A 14,982-nucleotide genomic window follows, 5' to 3' on the forward strand; every position below is an offset into this window, starting at 1 on the left:
CATCAGCGCGATTGATCGTGACTTCCGTGCAGCCACTGACCCCGTCCGGAGCAAGGTGCACCGAAGCCGTGCGACTGATCGAACCCGTACCGTTAGCGAAGGTTCCCCAGGCGGCATGCGTCAGGTCGTTGCTGCGCAACAGCGTATTGGTCGAAGCCGGCTCGATCAGCAGGCCCAGCCATTCCCCCGCGATCAGACTGTGATCATAGCGCGCGGAGTCGATCGCTGCTGTCTGAAGCAGACCGTCGTCGCCGATGAACGTGGCCGTGCTCGCGCGAGTGAAGGCGGAAAGCACGGGCTGGATGGCCGTCACCGGCCCGACCGCCGCACTCGTCGCGGTCCCGCCGATAGCAAGTCCGACTGAAACGCTTACCATCTTGTTCGCCTCGCTGTTGGTCAGGACATAGGTTGATGAAGTCGCGCCGCTGATCGGCGTGAAGGCGCTGGGATTGAGGGTGAAGAAGCCGAAGCCCGCGATGGCCGGTTCGGCCACCGCTGCCAGCGCGGCCATGCCCACGGTGTTGGGGTGGACGGCATCAAACCGCTTGGCCACGTCCATCTCGGTGCCGGTGCCGAGCAGCGCGGAATAGCCGTCGATCACGTTCCACCCGTCGCTGGTGACCTTGCCGGCCAGCCAGGTGTTCATCGTCGGCGCGTGGGCATTGTTCTGCGGCAGAGCGTTGACGAAGGCGAAGGGAACCCCCGCCGCATCGCACAGGCCCGCCAGCGTGATCAGGTTGGCCTGCATCGCTGCCGGCATCATCCCCGTGGCGAGGTCATTGGCCAGCACTTCGGGCAGGTTGTCGATCCACATGGCCGAAGTCGCGCTCGGTGCACCGCAGACCATCACACGGCTGGCGTGATCGGCGCGGATCAGTTGCGACCAGCCCTCGGTGTAATTGGTGGCCACGCGGCTCGCCGTGATCGACGTGCCGCAGACCGCGCCCCAGTTCTCGCCGGGGATGCCGACTGACACTTCCGCGCCGACCAGCTTGATATTGGCCTTCATGAATTCGATGATCGGCGTGGAGAACAGGCGCGGCAGTTCACGGTCGTCTTGAGGATTGGCGTGCAGCACCTTGGTCACCGTGCGGGTGCCGCTGGGATAGACCACGGTGGCGATCAGGTCTGCGCCAACGCGCTCGACCGACATCGTCACTTGCTGACCGGCGGAATAGGTGAAGCCGGTGTCGAAGCTGCTGTCGATGGTCGAATCGACGTTGATCACCTTGGCCAGCGACTGCGCCGCCGTGCCGCCATGCGCGGGAAGCTGGACGCCGTGGAAGTTGGGCGTGTCGGCAAGGAAGCCTGCCTGAACGCCCGGATCGCCCGCCGCCGCAAAGGTGCTGGCGGTGTATTCCCACGTTGTCTCGACCTTCCAGTTGCGCTCGAAGCACCCGGAATAGACCCCGCCCGCCTCGTCCTTGAGCTTCATCTTGAGCGCGACGACGCTGGCCGAATTGAACGCGACCTCGTCAGCGCTGGCGGTCAGCGAGGCATCAGCCGGGATGTCCCAGAAGTCGAGGAAGCTATCGCCGCGCGCGGTGCTGAACAGCACGCCGTCATGCGCTGGCAACACGACATCGCGCGACAGCCACTGGTAGCTTGTCCAGCCAGAGCCAGACACGCCCAGCGTCTCGCCCACGAGCAGGGTGCCGGTGATGTGCGGTAGGACAATCGGCCAACCCACGGATAGGACAATGGGCGTCCGCGTTTCAGTGACTTTGCCGGTTGAAATATCCAGCGTGTAGATGGCGGATGCGGCGTCACTATGCGGCACGGGTTGACCCCCCGCGCACGGTGAACTTGCCCCGGTAATAGACATGGCGCACACCGCCAGCCGGCGTGATGTGCAGATCCCACACAGCATCAAGATCGCCGTAAACCGGGCTTGCTGCCGGAACGGTATCCATCGTTGCCGCATCGATCACGACTTTGATCAGACTAGTGGGCACACCGCTGGTCGTGACCACTGATGCGACCGCGATACCCTCATCGCCCACGGTCGCAACGTCGGTAAGATCGATCAGGACAGCGCTGCCGTTCCATGCATCGCGCACCTGCAAATGCATTGCGGCCCCGGTCAGATCGATGCCCGCAATGGCAAGGTCATATTCGGCGGTGGCATAGCGTTCGGCGGTGATGTCTTGTTCACCGGCAAGGATCATGGGCATCGGATCAATACCCCGCAAAAATGCCGGTGGCAGTGCCGCCCGTGCGGATTTTCGATGCAACGATAGGGTGCCAGATACCGGCGGCGAGATGGATGCCGTCGCGGTCGGTGCCATTGTAAGTGGTGAGGTTGATCGTGCCTGCCGCCGTCACGAGGACGGCGCGGCATGGGCCATTGGCCAGCGCGGACGAGCCCGGCGTGATGGGGATATAGTCCTCAAGCGGCGAGGTATCGACGTTCAGATCGGGATTGATGTCTGGCATGAATATCGCCTCGGATCAGGGCAAAGCGCCTCTGATCCTTGGCTAACCCTCTGCCCCGCTTGCCGTTACCGCCGTCAACTCGGTGTCGCGCCGCAAAAACCGCTGATCGTGCGCGTCGTCGTGCCTGCCGCGTTCCGCATGTAGAGCCTGAACTTATAGGTGGACGACGGAGTGAGCCCGGTCACCGAGTGATAGCATGCACCATCGCCGACCTGACCGATATCAGGCTCGTTCGGCAGCGAATGGATTTCCTCGGTCCCCTGCGCGGTATATGTGCCGGCAACGTCCATATACCACTGGGCGTATTCGCCATAAGTGCCCGACAGCGGGACGACTGTGAACGAATAGGTGGCAGCGAGATCGACGATGCCGAGCGGGCCAGCATCGACGATCATTTCTGGGCCGACTGCAACCATGGACGTAGTCGTTGTCGTGCCACTGATTGTTCCATAGGCCGCGCCATTCGTGATGCCGACAACCTGCCCATTCAGATCGGCAACAGCACCGATGATCGGATTTAGCGCCGGATCGTAAGGCGTCGACGGAACCGCCTCAATCGGTGCCTCCAGCGTCGGTGCATCATAGATGTCCTCGCTTTCCTCGCGTAGCAGCAGCGGCACGGTGCCATCGACGCGTAGCTCCATCTCGGCCACGCGGAATAGCTTGTTCACGATTCCGGCCGGCGGGAAGGTGAGGCGGACAACGCTGTTCTTCTGCACCGCCCATGCCGTCGCCTGAAACTCGGCCTTGAACGTGCCCGCGCCGTATTGCTGGCGGCGCAGGCGCAGGCCGGCGAGGCGTTGTGCTTGGAATGGGCTTTCCACCATGGGCAAATCGAACGGGTTGATGCGGTCAATGCCGTCCGGGCTGGCGATGGCCACTTGGGGATAGTCGACCGGCTGATAAAGCGCATCGTTTGACGGGTCGGTATAGATGCCGCGCACGATGTTGAAGGTCTGATCAAGCGACGGGGTGCGCTGCCACTCGAACCCGCCAAGAACATCGTCGGCGGTGAATTCGGCGTCGATGCTGGCAAGGTCATTGTGAAAGATGGTGAGGCGCAGTTTGCCGTCCACGTCGTCAAGGTCGGCGTTCATGCAGGCCTTGAGCATGTCAATTACGGTTGTCGGTGCATCGCCCTCGCTCCACACGCCATCGCAGCGATAGCGCGGTTCGGACCCGGCATCGGTGGAGACGGTTTCGTCGCAGATGTTGGCGGCGATAGCGAAGCTTTCGAGATCGATGCGGTCGGCGGGGATGCCCTTGCCCACGGCTGGCAATCCGGCGATCTTGTAACCGAGCAGATAGAACAGCAGGGCCAGCGCCGGATTGCGGCAGGCATCATCATCCCAGATCCAAGTCGCCTGATCATCGGGACGATGCGAGCCAGAGCCGCCTACCACGGTGCTGTCCAGTCGCGGGTCATAAAGCGCCGCACCCTCGCCGCGAATGGTGATGCGCGTGGTGATGGACTGGGCAAACGGGCTGTCCGTTTTCGAGGTGTTGCCGGTCAGCTTGTATTTGATATGGACATAAGCGAGGCCGGTGTATCGCCGCGTCGCGCCCATGCGCGCGCTCAGGTTGATCGCATTGCCCGCCGACCCCTCAAGGATGGGTGTTATCCAGAGATAGCCGGAGAACTCGGAGGCAACCCCGCCGCCCACAGACCATGCCAGTTTGTCGTCAAACCAGATTTCATTGATCGCGTTGATCTTGTGACTGGCGACAACGATGAAGCGGTTGAAATAGGACTGGTCGCTGGTGAATTCCTCGTCGCGGATATCGGTGGCCAGCGCCGTGATGCCGACGACTGTTTTGCGCGGGGTGCGCGGATCAATGCTGGCGCGCAGCCGGTCAATGTTCTCCTGGCTGTTCTTCTGCGCTTTGGCCCCGGGCTTGAACAGCAGCGAGGAACCGACGCTGGCAGCGATGCCGATGATGCCAGCGACAAGCGTGGACGCGCCAAGTGCACCGGCGACTGCGGTAACGGCAAGGGCGATCAGTTGCGGCATCAGACCCTCCAACCGTGTGTGAATTCGGCGCGGGTCGCGCGCTCGAAACCGTCAAGGCCAAGGAATATGGCATCGCGGCCCATGCAGATGCCGACCGCCTGACGCACCATCACCATGTCGCCGCGCTGGGCAAATGCGGGGCGGACAGGCTCCCACAGCGCGTTCATGGTCTTGATCAGCGTTCCCTTGCCGAGATCACGAAGGGCGCGCGCAGAGCCTGCCCGCGTGGTATAGACGCCGCGAAAGTGGGCCACGCGATCCTCGCCGGTCATTGCCGCCGCGCCGCCGGTGGCGAACAGCGCGCAATCGCTCTCACCCCAGATGAAGCAATTACGGCCATCGTCGGCGAGATAGGCGCTCAGTCGGCGCTCCCAATCGGGCAGGCGGCTCATACCTGCGCCGTCCAGCTATCTTGCCAACTGCGCGCGCCGCCCAGAACAGCGCCGTTATAGGTGCTGCCCGATGGTGCGCCGGTGAAGTTTCCGTTGGCGATGGCGATTGCGGCCTTGGCAGACAGGTCGCCAGCATCGTAGCGGTCCTGATCCATGTAGGTGCGGTTGCTGGCTTCGCTGAAAACGGCGAGATAGCTTTCAATGGTGATGGACAGGACTTGGCCCTGATCGTCGCCCGAATGCAGCAGCGACACCATCTTGCCGGTGTAGAAGCCGTGATAGCCGCCTTGCTGCACATTGGCGGCATTGCGGATCACGCGCCACAGCCGCGCATCCCGCCCGCGCCAATTGGCCGCATCCTCGATCAGCGCGAGCGTGTCAGCGTCCACCTCGGCAATGCCGGATAGCTGCGCCGTGACGCTTTCCGAACCGCCTTGCGAATGCTTGACCGGCGTGATGTCAACGAAGTCGCCGCCAATGCCGATGAATTCGTGATCGTCGAGATCAGCGTCACCGGTGCCGGTCGGCGTGATGTTATGGCCGGAGGTGTTGCAACGGACTGGCCCGCCGTCGATGTCCAGCCAGACGAAAAAGACCGGCTTGATGACGCTGCCCGAAAGCGCGGCAATTGCGGTGATGTCGGGCAGGCTCATAGCGACTCCTCCACGTCGAAGGATGCCGTTGAAACGCCGCCGTCAAAGCCAAAGCCTTGCTCTGGATTGGTGAGGGCGAAGGCAATCCACGGTGCGCCGGTTTCAACTGTCGCGCCAAGCGTCGGGGCTTCGGGCAAGGCAGGCTCGAACGTGGCCACAGCCTCGCCGGTCCCGTCCGCCACAAGATCGGCCATCAGGCAGACCGCGCGATAGGTGCCGGATGGCATGGGCACGGTCATGAACTGGCCAGCGCGCAGGATTATGGCATTGGCCAGCATCCCGGCAAGCGGCACGGTGTAAGCGCCAGCCGTTGCCCCCGCTGCCACGGTCGGCATGGGGCCGATATGGCGATTGCAGGGGAGATACCAGCGGAACCAGTTGGCAGGGCCGCGCAGGCCGAACAGGAACGCGCGCCAAGGCCGTTCCTCTTGCTCGGTGGTAATGTCATCAAAGCGCAATTTGCCGCGCCACAGTTCGGTGCCGGCAAGGCCCACGACTTTGCGTCGCCCGGTCCAGATCGAGCGATTGACCTGCGCCGGGGCCAGCAAGGATAGCCCATCGATAATCAGGCCATCATAGTCGGGAACGGTGATCTCGCTCATAGTCGCGGCCTTCCTGCGCGGGCCATTGTCTCGCGCGCCGATGCATCGATCAGCGACGGCGCGGACGCGCGGACGACTTGCACGGCAACGGTGCTGGATCGCTGGTCAATGCGCGCGTCGATGTCGCCGGACAGTTCAAGCCGCACGGTCGTAACGCCGCCGCCCTGCGCTCCGCCCTGCGCCACGTTCATGCGGCCGAGCGGGATGATGGTGCCGGAGCCTTGGGGGATGAAGCCTTCCACCCGGCCCGGTGATGCGCCTTCGTTGACGCGATACATCTGACCGCCCCGAACTGGTCCGCCGGATGCGCGGCCTGACATGCCGAAAACTTGGCCGAGAAGGCTATTTCCCAAGCCTAGAAGCCCGCCCCCGATGCCACTGCTACTCCCGCCACCGCCCGACGACCCACCGCCGAACAACGCATCAGCCAGCGGTTCGATCAATGCCCGTTGAATGGCGATGCGGAGAAGGTCGGCGACGATCTGGTTGGCGACGTTCTTGAATACTTCGCCCAGCGATTTCGCGCCCATGATGGCATCGACGAGGCCGTCGTTTAGTGCGTTCAGGCCATCGATCTTGATTTGATCGATACTCTCGTTGACCGAATCCTTCGACTTCCTGAGTTCGCGCAGATAGCGTTCGGCAGGCGTCTCATTGCCACGCTTGGCCTGTTCACGGCGGTCGGCGGACGCCGCATTCAATCCGTCGATGGCAACCTGCGCGCGCTTCTTTTCCGCATCGGTCGCGGCCTCGCTGGCAAGGATCGCATCCAGCAATGACCGCTGATAGCGCTCCTCCAGATCGATCATCTCCAAGGCAATGCGCTTGCGCTCGGCCTGACTGTCGGCGAGTTCATATTGGCCTTGCAGGGCCTCGCTATCGACACGGTAACGCTCGCCTGACAGCGCCGCCGCCTCCTGCTCAAGCCGCGCCTTCTTTTCAAAATCGATGCGAGCGCGCTCATGGAAGGCGAGTTCTTCCACCTGAGCCGACAGGATTTTCTTTTGGCCGGCGTTGTAGTCTTTATCTGCCGCAATCCCCGCAATCGCGCTCCGACGCGACCATTCGACGTTGCGCAAGGCAAGTTCAGCCTGTTCCTCCGCCGATGTCGCAACTGATGCCTGCGCCGAGATCGTTTGCTGCGTCAGGCTGATCAATTCATCGTTGAACCGGCGCTCGATTTCTTTGGCAGATGGACCGGACGCGCCAGCCCCTGCGCCCTTCTTTTTCTTGGTGTCACTCGCCGCCCCAGAGCGTGACGACTGCCCGCCAGCAATCATCTTGTCGAGACGGGCAAGCTCCTGCTCAAAGCCTTTAACCGTCGCCTCTTGGGTAACGACGTTCTGTTCATCCTGCGCCGTATTTCCGGGCAAGATCAGGTTTTTCAGACCGCGCGTTGCCCGTCCGACAACGCCTTGGAATGAGCCGGATGGGGCGGCAGATGGGGCCTTGGCTTTGCGCTCTGCAACTTGGGCACGAGCGGCCACAAGCGCGGCTTTGGCCATCTCGTAATAGACGTTCGTGAGGGTGCGGACTGCGACTGTAGTTGCCACGGCTTCGGATCGGGCGCGTCCGGTAGCCGATGCGAGATTGTCAGTAGCATTAGCCGCCGACTCTTGAACCTTGCGCAATGTTTCCTGATTTTGAGCATATTCCTTGCTGGCACTCGCCGCATGGGCGCTTTCGGTTGCGGCATAGCCCAGCCCGAGAACAACAGCCGTAATCGCTAGCCCAACCGGCCCACCAAATGCGGATAGCAAGGCAGCGCCAGCCCCGCGCGCGGCAAGGGCGGTCCCGGCAAGGCTCGTGGTGGCAATCGACGCATAGGCGGACAGCGCGCGCAGTGACGCGCCGCCGACCAATGCGCCGGCTGCGAACCGCCCGAATGCGGCAACGGCGATCACGGAAAGCGCGGGGATGACCGTATCAAGGTTCTTGGCCAGAGCGCCCATTGCCTCGCCAAGCGCCGCCGACACGCCGTTAGCCTTGTCCGCCTCACCGAAATAGACCGTCAGCGCATTGGAGAGCGTGGTGAAGCCAGCAGAGAGGGTGAGCGCGGCCTTGGCAGCCTGCCCCTCCATCGTGCCCGCGCCCGCGAGGATGGCATTGAAAAACTCTTGGCTGGAAACCTTGCCGTCAACCACTGCCTGGCGAAGTTTGGCAATTGACCCGCCGAACCTTTCCGAGTTGGCAGCGGCCTGCAAAAGCGGCTGCAAACCGCCTTCCACAATCTGGTTGAATTCCTCAGCCTTGACCCTGCCAGATGCGAACGATTGGGTAAGGCCAAGCACCGCGCCAGCCGACTGCGCCGCCGATACGCCCGTGATCTTGAGTGCCGCCGCCGTCAGATCTGTGACGCGCAGAATTTGCTCCTGCGATGCCCCAAGTTCACGTTGAGACAGGATAGCCTTGCCGAACAGCCCGGATAGCCCCTCAAGTTCCACGCCATACTTCTGCGCCGACGCGAAAAGCCGGTCTTGAACCGCTTTCAGCTTGTCGCCTTCAAGGCCCGCCACCTTGAGGTTGTTCTGCAACCGCGTGAAGCTATCGAGCAGGCCGACCAATTCGCGGCCCGTGAATGCACCGGCCAGTGCAGCCCCTAGTCCGCGCAACTGGTTTTTGATTGCGCCGGACGACTGCGCCATCTGCTTTTCGAGCGACTTGGCGCGCTTTTCCTGCGCGCCCAGGAGTTTGTCCACGGTCGCCGTCGTTGAACGCAGATCGCTGACATACTTGCCAAGCTCTGCCTTCAATTGCAGGATTACGGGATCGATCTCGGCCAAGTCGGCGCTCCAATGGCAGGCTGCGTAAGGCTAGGGTTCGGGATGGATTGTCGTTACCGCCGTCAACTATCGTTGGCTTGGTGCGCGGCGATGAACCGCTTGAGCTGCGATGACGCCGCCGGGGTAGGCGACTTGGGCGCGTTCGGGTCGTTCATCTCGTTCGCGGCCTCTAGAGCTTCCAAGTAACCACTAAGGGACAGGCGTTCCCAGTTCAGGCCCATCGCGCCCGCGTTGGCGATCAACTGGCCTTTTCGGAAAGGTTCGGATCGCTCATCGGCGCGGCCTCGGCTTTTTTTTTGAGCCTGACGCCGAATATCGCGGATGACAGGATCAGCCATGCCAGCGCCGCGTTCTCGGCCAGCGGGCGGGCGGGGTAGCAATACATCTCGACAAGTTGCTTGGCGCGGATAGGGCCGATCTCGACTTCATCGCCATCGATCATGCCGCAGTTGCCGCCGATCAGGCCGAGCCGGATGGTTTCGCGGATTTCCTTGACCGATGCCGACCCGCCACCAATGAAAACGGTCTTGCCGTCATCATCCTGCCCGATGGAGATACGCAGCTTTTCCTCGATAGCGAGGATGGACGTATCGGCGCAGGAGCGCTCCAGCTCGAAAACCTGCGGCAACGGGAGCCAGAAACGATAGCTCCCATCGCCGAATTCAGTCGTTACGGCAGTGTCCACATGTCACCGTCAAGACGCAGCCGTCCAGGTCCATGAGCCGTCGCTTTCAAGCGTGATTTCGCCCGAGCTGTCGCCGTTGGGATCGAACGACATGTTGCTCGAAGTCATCATGTAAGCGCCGGCATAGGTGCCATAAAGCAGGCCAGTGTCGGTGCCGTCATACTTGTAAAGCTCGACCTTGTAATTCTTGACCAAGCCGAGCGCGGTATCGAACGAGGCGATATTGGCCTTGTCCACGCCGCCGCTGCCGGTGATCGTCTGGGTCTTGCCGGTGGCTTTGATCTTGCGAGTGCCGATCTTGCCGGGCTTGGCGCAGTCGCGGCGCGTCCGGTCGCTGGTCTGAACCGCATTGTTGATCGAGACGTTCTCGATGCCGCAGATGGCGGTGAAAACTTCGGTGCCGCCGCCATCGCCCATCTTGATCAGGGCAAAATCTGCTTCGTTAGGAGTGGACAATTTAGATCTCCAATCGCGTGAATTTGGAGTGACGCTAATCGCCTTAGTCTTGCATCGTTACCGCCGTCAGGCTATACGAAACGGGCCGAAACACTGCGTCAACAGTGCTCGGCCCTGACCACGAACGTGAGGTAACACGCTATGGCTGACCGATCCACTATCACGCCCGAACTGTGCCGCCAACTCCTGCGCTATGAGCCGGAGACTGGGCGGCTGTTTTGGTTACATCGCCCACGCGTGATGTTTAACAGTGACCGCATTTTCAACAGCTGGAATAGCAAGTGGGCTGGTGCCGAAGGCTTCACATCTATGCGCGGGTCTGGCGCTGACTACAAATGCTACATCGGCGGCATTCATGATATGAAATTCAAGGCGCACCGGGTTGCATGGGCCATCTATTACGGCGAATGGCCGAATGAGATCGATCATATCAATGGCAATCCGCTCGATAATCGAATTGCCAATCTACGAAGCGTATCGCACCGTGAAAATTCGAGAAACCGCCGGATGCCCACGAACAACAAATCGGGCCATATGGGCGTGAGGTGGGATGCTAAGTTCAGTAAATGGCTGGCCAGGATCAAGGTGGATAAGGGCTACAAGCACATTGGCCTTTTCGCCGACATCAATGATGCCATTGCCGCCCGGAAAGCCGCAGAGATTGAACTAGGTTACCACGATAACCACGGGCGGTGACTAACGTTCGCCGTCAGGCAAGACATGGATGGAAGCGCGCCGCATGGCGGGATCGTCGATCATGTCAGAGAGGATCACGCCCGCCAGCCCATCGGCCAGCGTCTCGTTGCCGCCTTCGATCAAGCGGCGCTGCATGTTGGCCACGTCGGCGCTATCCAGAGTGCCATTGCGATGAAGCTGCGCGATCAGGACCGCCAAGACGGGATCAATGCCCGTGCCTTCATCACTGTCCTGCATGGGCGAACCTTACGCGCGAACGGCTTAAGCGGCAAGCACCCGGAAATTGACCTGCGCGAAATAGTGCCACGCGCCGGGATCATCATCAGTCAAGAGCCGCATGTCGTCCACAGTGATACGCACCTCGCCGCCGCCTTCCAGCGCAAGCCTGTTGTCTGCCAGTGCCGCCTCGATAGCCCCGCCAATGCGGCCGGCATGATCCTCGCCGGTTTCGACCACGGATCCAGCCACTTCCCGGTCGCGCGCAAAGGCGTGAATGTCGAACGAGCCCACGCCGCCGTTAAGCCCGGTCGCCTTCAGCCGGCGCGTTACAGGCGCGTCGAGCCGAATGAACGGCCATGACGGTTCGCCCGCCGGATGGATCGATGCCGACGGAACGAGGGCGATCAGGCCGGCATCGCCCTTAAGCTTTGCGAGCAGCGCGCGGCGGACGAGGCGTTGAATTCCGGTCGCCATTGTCAGTCCCTTCGTCGGTTTCAGTCACGCCGGCATCGATCGCAGCGGTCTGCACAATGTCCGGCACTTCATGCGTCCCCGCGCCATAGTTGATCGTCACCATGGGGGTGCGATAGGTCCAAGCCTGCGCTAGTGTGATCGTGGCCATCAGTTGCCGCTCCTTTTGATCAGATTGCCGATTTCCTTGGCGAACAGCTTTTGAATGCGCGGCTCGGACTTGTCGCGCGATGGGCGCATGTAAGGCCGCGCACCCATCTTGCTTGTTCCGTATTCCAGCGCCCCAGCATAAGGCGCAGTGCTGGTCACACTGGCCTCAAGTGGGCCAGTCATGGCCGTGCGAATACCGTTCTTGAGCGTCCCGGTGTCGTTATTCGGGAACTGCCCCGGCTTGGACGCGACATGGCCCTTGCCTGAGACGCTGCCCGCCGTGATGCCGCGCTGCGCCTCGGCCTTGATCATGTCTGCGCCGACGAACAGGACGCGCCCAGCGGCCTTCACGACTTCCGGGCCGGATAGTCGCTTGAGACGCTGAACGTGCTTGTCCCTGCCTGTCATTGCCATAGTCAGGCCGCAACAGTCCGCCCGATGACGATGATGTCATAGGTGATGCCCGTGGTGCCGCCGCTATTGGCGATCTTGAGCAAGTCGCCGGTGGCAGCGGTCACTGCCCATCCCGATTGCGAAGTGGCCAGGAAGTATTCCCCCGGCTTCACGGCATAGACGCCGGTTGCGCCCATGGGTCCAACGAAGCCGTTGGACGAAGCATTGCCGACCACGACATTATTCGTGTTTGCCGCATCCGCCTTGACATAGATCGCCACGACTTCCGCCGCCGTGATCGTGGTGCCGAATGCATCGGTCAATGCGCCAGCAAGGTCGATGTTCTCAGTCGCCGATGCTGCGATGGTGCGCGTATCGGAGAACAGGACGTTGGCCTGCCCGACTGCCGCCGTGCCCTCGGTGAACTGGGTAAGGATAGAGATCGGCTCAATCCGCATCTTGGGCGAGCCAAGGTCATTCGTGCCCGTGATCGTGGCGGTGATGCCAAGGGCGATTTCAGCAGTAACTCCGGCCATTGTATTTCTCCTTAAATGCGCCGTCCCCGGCATTCCCAACCAATGCGCGCCGGGTCCAGGCTGGCGCTATGAAGCTCCCACGCGCCGATATTCGGCCCCGTGGTCACGATGATCTTGGCCCGCGTATCGAGCGGGGCGGTGATCGACGATGCCAGCACGATCAACCGCACATCCGTCTCAAGGAAACCGGCATCGGCTCGCATGGCCTGTGTCACGGCATCGAACTGCACCTTGCAGGCGAGCAACACCGGCGTTCCCGGCGTCGTGATCGAGCCGCCGGTGTCATATTCAGCATCGGACCCCGGCCACTTCGCCGTGGCGTCCTCATAGGGTCCGCCAAACACTGCGGAGAAGCTGGTAGCAAGATTGGCGAATACCGCGTCAAACATCGGTCGGAGCCGTCCACGCCATGATGGGGCCAGCAAAGGCAATCCGGCGCATGGCAAGGAACTCGCGGCCATAGGTAGTCGCGGCATAGCCGGTCATGCTCGCCAGTCCATCGGAGACGGTGGCCGAGAATGTGCCGGACTTGAACGATGTCAGGCCAGCCGGGATCGCGCCGCTGATTGCCCCATTGCTGGCCAGATTATGGGCCGTAAGCGTCAAGACGGCGCGCGGGCGGGTATCGTCAGCCCAGATCGCACAATCCGTCTCGGCCTCTTCCAGCCAATACTGCACCGTTGCATCGGCCACGGCATCGAACGCCGGATAGCGGCGCTTGAAGTCCTCTACGGTCTGCGCGGTATAGGCCATGGTGTCTTTTGTTCCTTGGGGATGATCGCCGTTACCGCCGTCACGGCGCGACGTAATACCCAGCCGTGACGCGCCAGATCGAACCCGTCGCAACAGGTGCAACCACGGTCACTGCTGTATTCTGTGCTGATGCGGCGAGCGGATAGGCGAAGTCCTCACGAATGAACTTGTCCTGTCCGATTGCCGCAGCATCAGCGCCGAACGTGAAGGCCAGTGCGCCTGGCAGGTTGGTAGTCGTCACAACCGTAGGCGTGGCGCTGGCGGTCAGCACCACCGTCGCGCTGCGAACCATGGCGATATAGGTGATATACTGGCGCAGACCGGCACCGGGGGCTGGCAGGGTGAGCGTTACAGCCGCACTAGCCGCGCCGGTATTGGTGACAACCAGCGGGGAGATAAGGCCTTGCAGCGTGTCGTCCAATGGGGCGTTGCCACCGACTAGAACGGTCGTTGCCGAACCAGACGTGTAAGCCGTGCAGCGGACGCGAACCGAGCGGAACGGCGCGCACTTGCCAACCCACGTTCCCGCCGTGGTGCCAGTGACAGCAGCGACATATTGCAAAGCCGCCTGATTGACCGGGCGCACCGGAATCAGCGTGTAATTCGTGCCGTCAACCGTGCCCGCGACTTCCAGCGTCATGGAGAACGTGCCGCGAATATCGAGCGCAACCGAAGCGCACCCGTCCACCGGGATGATCACTTCAGCATTGAGCGCGCCAATCGTGCCTGAGCCGATGATCGTTTCGCGCGGGTGAAGGACGGTAGAGCCGCCCGTAGGCGTTGCAAGATCGCGTGAGATTTTAGCCATTACATCGCACTCCAGTTCAGTTTGATCGCACCTTGCGCGGGAACGGCGAAGGCTATGGAAATTGTGATTTGATCGGTGCCGGGTGAGGCCGAGAGATTGACCACGGACAGCAATGCCGGGTCGTTTTCGTCGGCGTCCAACGCGGGCGCGAGACATGCCATGATGCGGCTTGCGGGGGTCACGCCGGTTGCGGTGACAGTCTCTTCCCATTCCAATTGCGCGGTCGGGATGGTGATCGTTGCGAGGCCACCAAGCCCAGAGCCGCCGCCACTGGGCAGCGCGGACACGGGTGCTTTGTAATGCGTCCCGCCCCGGTCAATTATCAGGTTGTCCGTCGCCAGAATGGCCATATCACGGGGCCGTGGTCAGGTTGGCGATGCTGAAGGTCAGAGCCTGCCCAGTCACAACGATGGGATTGGTCGAAGCCGAACCGCCCGTGGTCACCGCCGCATGGCTGGCCGATTCCATGGCATCAAGATCAACGCCCTGCGTCACTGCGATGAAGCCAAGCTTGCTGAACTGCGCCGGGACCATCAGGCCGGCATTCGTGCCGTCGGCAGCGGGCAGGGTTGCGTCGGTGCCATTCGAGCTGACGACGATGCCATTCGATGCGCCAGCGGTATAGGTCAGGTTGCATCCGCCGACGACAACGTCCAGCCCCTCCTCTTCGGCCACCTTCGTCCATGCAGCACCGCGCCAGACGTAGATTGCCCAGCCAGAAGACACAGTCGCATCGCCGGTGGCATCAACCACGAATACCCGGTCGCCGAGAGAAACGCCGGTCAGGGCGTTGCGCGCGGCAATGTTGGCCACCTCATATTCGCCCGTGCCGACATTGGCCTGAATGAGCGCGATGATGTCGGAGCCGGTGACCTTGTAAAGCGTCCCGGCGCGGCTGATCGGAAAATGATCGGAAGTCTGCAAACCCATGTTATCT

General features: G+C 61.8%; 22 protein-coding genes. 1 reads left to right on the top strand and 21 read right to left on the bottom strand.

Going from position 1 to position 14,982, the window contains the following annotated elements; translation table 11 throughout:
• The 11 genes from RMO89_RS11065 to RMO89_RS11115 all read right to left on the bottom strand — a co-directional run.
• A partial coding sequence (locus tag RMO89_RS11065) for an SGNH/GDSL hydrolase family protein (protein WP_310533113.1) occupies positions 1-1,780 on the bottom strand: 1,780 nt, incomplete at its 3' end.
• On the bottom strand, positions 1,770-2,174 hold the full coding sequence (locus RMO89_RS11070) for a hypothetical protein (protein WP_310533114.1): 405 nt from the start codon (positions 2,172-2,174) through the stop codon (positions 1,770-1,772). The genes RMO89_RS11065 and RMO89_RS11070, both read right to left, overlap by 11 nt.
• Positions 2,175-2,178: 4 nt before the next feature.
• Complete coding sequence (locus tag RMO89_RS11075; RefSeq protein WP_310533115.1) at positions 2,179-2,436, bottom strand: hypothetical protein; 258 nt, start codon at positions 2,434-2,436, stop codon at positions 2,179-2,181.
• Positions 2,437-2,510: 74 nt separating this feature from the next.
• A complete protein-coding gene (locus tag RMO89_RS11080) occupies positions 2,511-4,448 on the bottom strand; it encodes a phage tail protein (protein ID WP_310533117.1) in 1,938 nt (645 codons plus the stop codon).
• On the bottom strand, positions 4,448-4,840 hold the full coding sequence (locus tag RMO89_RS11085) for a DUF6950 family protein (RefSeq protein ID WP_310533118.1): 393 nt from the start codon (positions 4,838-4,840) through the stop codon (positions 4,448-4,450). The genes RMO89_RS11080 and RMO89_RS11085 overlap by 1 nt, the downstream gene beginning before the upstream one ends.
• Entirely contained in the window at positions 4,837-5,493 is a 657-nt protein-coding gene (locus tag RMO89_RS11090) for a hypothetical protein (protein WP_310533120.1), read from the bottom strand. The genes RMO89_RS11085 and RMO89_RS11090 overlap by 4 nt, the downstream gene beginning before the upstream one ends.
• A complete protein-coding gene (locus RMO89_RS11095) occupies positions 5,490-6,095 on the bottom strand; it encodes a hypothetical protein (protein ID WP_310533121.1) in 606 nt (201 codons plus the stop codon). The genes RMO89_RS11090 and RMO89_RS11095 overlap by 4 nt, the downstream gene beginning before the upstream one ends.
• A complete protein-coding gene (locus RMO89_RS11100; RefSeq protein ID WP_310533122.1) occupies positions 6,092-8,878 on the bottom strand; it encodes a tape measure protein in 2,787 nt (928 codons plus the stop codon). The genes RMO89_RS11095 and RMO89_RS11100 overlap by 4 nt, the downstream gene beginning before the upstream one ends.
• 62 nt (positions 8,879-8,940) lie before the next feature.
• Positions 8,941-9,120 (bottom strand): hypothetical protein, encoded by a 180-nt coding sequence (locus RMO89_RS11105; protein WP_310533123.1) that lies wholly within the window; start codon positions 9,118-9,120, stop codon positions 8,941-8,943.
• On the bottom strand, positions 9,117-9,563 hold the full coding sequence (locus RMO89_RS11110; protein ID WP_310533124.1) for a GTA-gp10 family protein: 447 nt from the start codon (positions 9,561-9,563) through the stop codon (positions 9,117-9,119). The genes RMO89_RS11105 and RMO89_RS11110 overlap by 4 nt, the downstream gene beginning before the upstream one ends.
• Before the next feature lie 9 nt (positions 9,564-9,572).
• The gene (locus tag RMO89_RS11115) at positions 9,573-10,019 is read right to left on the bottom strand and encodes a hypothetical protein (RefSeq protein WP_310533125.1); all 447 of its coding nucleotides are present in this window, start codon (positions 10,017-10,019) and stop codon (positions 9,573-9,575) included.
• A 141-nt stretch (positions 10,020-10,160) separates the two neighbouring features.
• Between RMO89_RS11115 and RMO89_RS11120 the strand changes: the two genes are divergently transcribed.
• Positions 10,161-10,715 carry an HNH endonuclease signature motif containing protein gene (locus RMO89_RS11120; protein WP_310533126.1) on the top strand — a complete coding sequence of 185 codons (555 nt, stop codon included), beginning with the start codon at positions 10,161-10,163 and terminating at the stop codon, positions 10,713-10,715.
• Here RMO89_RS11120 and RMO89_RS11125 read toward each other — a convergent pair whose 3' ends face one another.
• From RMO89_RS11125 to RMO89_RS11170, 10 genes are read right to left on the bottom strand one after another with little or no spacing between them, the layout of a single operon-like run.
• Positions 10,716-10,952, bottom strand: a complete 237-nt coding sequence (locus tag RMO89_RS11125; protein WP_310533127.1) for a hypothetical protein — start codon at positions 10,950-10,952, stop codon at positions 10,716-10,718.
• 24 nt (positions 10,953-10,976) lie between these two features.
• On the bottom strand, positions 10,977-11,408 hold the full coding sequence (locus RMO89_RS11130) for a DUF3168 domain-containing protein (RefSeq protein WP_310533128.1): 432 nt from the start codon (positions 11,406-11,408) through the stop codon (positions 10,977-10,979).
• Positions 11,356-11,556 carry a hypothetical protein gene (locus RMO89_RS11135; RefSeq protein ID WP_310533129.1) on the bottom strand — a complete coding sequence of 67 codons (201 nt, stop codon included), beginning with the start codon at positions 11,554-11,556 and terminating at the stop codon, positions 11,356-11,358. Before RMO89_RS11135 ends, RMO89_RS11130 begins: the two co-directional genes overlap by 53 nt.
• Positions 11,556-11,963 carry an HK97-gp10 family putative phage morphogenesis protein gene (locus RMO89_RS11140; protein ID WP_310533131.1) on the bottom strand — a complete coding sequence of 136 codons (408 nt, stop codon included), beginning with the start codon at positions 11,961-11,963 and terminating at the stop codon, positions 11,556-11,558. Before RMO89_RS11140 ends, RMO89_RS11135 begins: the two co-directional genes overlap by 1 nt.
• Positions 11,964-11,971: 8 nt before the next feature.
• Positions 11,972-12,484: a hypothetical protein gene (locus tag RMO89_RS11145; RefSeq protein WP_310533132.1), complete on the bottom strand. Its 513-nt coding sequence runs from the start codon at positions 12,482-12,484 to the stop codon at positions 11,972-11,974.
• Positions 12,485-12,495: 11 nt separating this feature from the next.
• A complete protein-coding gene (locus RMO89_RS11150; RefSeq protein WP_310533133.1) occupies positions 12,496-12,873 on the bottom strand; it encodes a hypothetical protein in 378 nt (125 codons plus the stop codon).
• Complete coding sequence (locus RMO89_RS11155; protein WP_310533134.1) at positions 12,866-13,237, bottom strand: DUF4054 domain-containing protein; 372 nt, start codon at positions 13,235-13,237, stop codon at positions 12,866-12,868. The genes RMO89_RS11150 and RMO89_RS11155 overlap by 8 nt, the downstream gene beginning before the upstream one ends.
• A gap of 40 nt (positions 13,238-13,277) precedes the next feature.
• The gene (locus tag RMO89_RS11160) at positions 13,278-14,045 is read right to left on the bottom strand and encodes a hypothetical protein (RefSeq protein WP_310533136.1); all 768 of its coding nucleotides are present in this window, start codon (positions 14,043-14,045) and stop codon (positions 13,278-13,280) included.
• Complete coding sequence (locus RMO89_RS11165) at positions 14,045-14,395, bottom strand: hypothetical protein (RefSeq protein WP_310533137.1); 351 nt, start codon at positions 14,393-14,395, stop codon at positions 14,045-14,047. Before RMO89_RS11165 ends, RMO89_RS11160 begins: the two co-directional genes overlap by 1 nt.
• Position 14,396: 1 nt before the next feature.
• Positions 14,397-14,975 carry a hypothetical protein gene (locus RMO89_RS11170; RefSeq protein ID WP_310533138.1) on the bottom strand — a complete coding sequence of 193 codons (579 nt, stop codon included), beginning with the start codon at positions 14,973-14,975 and terminating at the stop codon, positions 14,397-14,399.
• Positions 14,976-14,982 lie beyond the last annotated feature (7 nt).

Origin of the sequence: Novosphingobium sp., from assembly GCF_031424035.1 — a bacterium.
In the GTDB taxonomy this organism is placed as follows: Bacteria; Pseudomonadota; Alphaproteobacteria; order Sphingomonadales; family Sphingomonadaceae; genus Novosphingobium.

What these genes read in the sequence shown, in the direction of transcription:
- RMO89_RS11070 (WP_310533114.1), bottom strand. Translation starts at nt 2,174, where the DNA reads ATGCCCATGATCCTTGCCGGTGAACAAGACATCACCGCCGAACGCTAT.
- RMO89_RS11075 (WP_310533115.1), bottom strand. Translation starts at nt 2,436, where the DNA reads ATGCCAGACATCAATCCCGATCTGAACGTCGATACCTCGCCGCTTGAG.
- RMO89_RS11080 (WP_310533117.1), bottom strand. Translation starts at nt 4,448, where the DNA reads ATGCCGCAACTGATCGCCCTTGCCGTTACCGCAGTCGCCGGTGCACTT.
- RMO89_RS11085 (WP_310533118.1), bottom strand. Translation starts at nt 4,840, where the DNA reads ATGAGCCGCCTGCCCGATTGGGAGCGCCGACTGAGCGCCTATCTCGCC.
- RMO89_RS11090 (WP_310533120.1), bottom strand. Translation starts at nt 5,493, where the DNA reads ATGAGCCTGCCCGACATCACCGCAATTGCCGCGCTTTCGGGCAGCGTC.
- RMO89_RS11095 (WP_310533121.1), bottom strand. Translation starts at nt 6,095, where the DNA reads ATGAGCGAGATCACCGTTCCCGACTATGATGGCCTGATTATCGATGGG.
- RMO89_RS11120 (WP_310533126.1), top strand. Translation starts at nt 10,161, where the DNA reads ATGGCTGACCGATCCACTATCACGCCCGAACTGTGCCGCCAACTCCTG.
- RMO89_RS11125 (WP_310533127.1), bottom strand. Translation starts at nt 10,952, where the DNA reads ATGCAGGACAGTGATGAAGGCACGGGCATTGATCCCGTCTTGGCGGTC.
- RMO89_RS11130 (WP_310533128.1), bottom strand. Translation starts at nt 11,408, where the DNA reads ATGGCGACCGGAATTCAACGCCTCGTCCGCCGCGCGCTGCTCGCAAAG.
- RMO89_RS11135 (WP_310533129.1), bottom strand. Translation starts at nt 11,556, where the DNA reads ATGGCCACGATCACACTAGCGCAGGCTTGGACCTATCGCACCCCCATG.
- RMO89_RS11140 (WP_310533131.1), bottom strand. Translation starts at nt 11,963, where the DNA reads ATGACAGGCAGGGACAAGCACGTTCAGCGTCTCAAGCGACTATCCGGC.
- RMO89_RS11145 (WP_310533132.1), bottom strand. Translation starts at nt 12,484, where the DNA reads ATGGCCGGAGTTACTGCTGAAATCGCCCTTGGCATCACCGCCACGATC.
- RMO89_RS11150 (WP_310533133.1), bottom strand. Translation starts at nt 12,873, where the DNA reads ATGTTTGACGCGGTATTCGCCAATCTTGCTACCAGCTTCTCCGCAGTG.
- RMO89_RS11155 (WP_310533134.1), bottom strand. Translation starts at nt 13,237, where the DNA reads ATGGCCTATACCGCGCAGACCGTAGAGGACTTCAAGCGCCGCTATCCG.
- RMO89_RS11160 (WP_310533136.1), bottom strand. Translation starts at nt 14,045, where the DNA reads ATGGCTAAAATCTCACGCGATCTTGCAACGCCTACGGGCGGCTCTACC.
- RMO89_RS11165 (WP_310533137.1), bottom strand. Translation starts at nt 14,395, where the DNA reads ATGGCCATTCTGGCGACGGACAACCTGATAATTGACCGGGGCGGGACG.
- RMO89_RS11170 (WP_310533138.1), bottom strand. Translation starts at nt 14,975, where the DNA reads ATGGGTTTGCAGACTTCCGATCATTTTCCGATCAGCCGCGCCGGGACG.